Annotated in this window: 1 protein-coding gene; it reads right to left on the reverse strand. The window is 78.7% G+C overall.

What is annotated here, in order from left to right:
- Nucleotides 1-712, reverse strand: a 712-nt coding sequence (locus ND748_RS33250; RefSeq protein ID WP_374216107.1) for a galactokinase, incomplete at both ends; no start/stop codon positions are given.

The raw sequence follows: 712 nt of genomic DNA on the forward strand, positions 1-712 counted from the left end.
CCAGCGCCCCGGCGACCGCGTCGACCCGGGCGTTCTCGGCGATGACGAAGCGGGCACGGCGCAGCGCCACCGGGTCGAGGCGGCTGGCGGCGTCCGGCGGCAGGGTGTCGAGGTCGCGCAGCGCCGGCACCCCCAGCGCCCGCGCGGCCCGCTCGCACTCGGCCCGCCGATCGGCGTAGGCGCTCGTGACGAGCTCGCGGCGCGAGCCGGTGTCGATGACGACGACGGCGAGCCCGGCCGGCAGCGGCACCGGTGTGACGCTCAGCGTCCGGCAGTCGATGCGCAGGGCGTGGCCGGCGATCCCCCCGACGCAGGCGAGCTGGTCGAGCAGGCCGGTGGCGGCGCCGACCCAGGCGTTCTCCGCCCGCTGGGCGAGCCGGGCGAGCTCCGTCGGCGCCGGGACCGCGCCGGCGAGGTGGGTGCAGGCCACGGCGACGGCGAGTTCCAGGGCCGCCGAGGAGGACAGGCCGGCACCCAGCGGGATGTCGCTGGCAAGCGCACCCTGCCAGGGCACGAGGCCGCCCCCGGCAAGCCGGCCGGCCTCGGGGAGCTGGCCGAACACGGCGAGCTGGACTGCCACGCCCTGCACGTACCGGGCCCAGCCGGTCGCGCGGGCCGACGGCGGCGTGTCCGCGGCCGGCGGCGGCAGCCCGATGACGGCGGGTGTCGGGTCCTGTTCGGACACCAGCCGCAGATGTGCACCGGCGGCGAT

The organism is Frankia sp. AiPs1 (genome assembly GCF_023716945.1).
Lineage (GTDB): Bacteria > Actinomycetota > Actinomycetes > Frankiales > Frankiaceae > Frankia.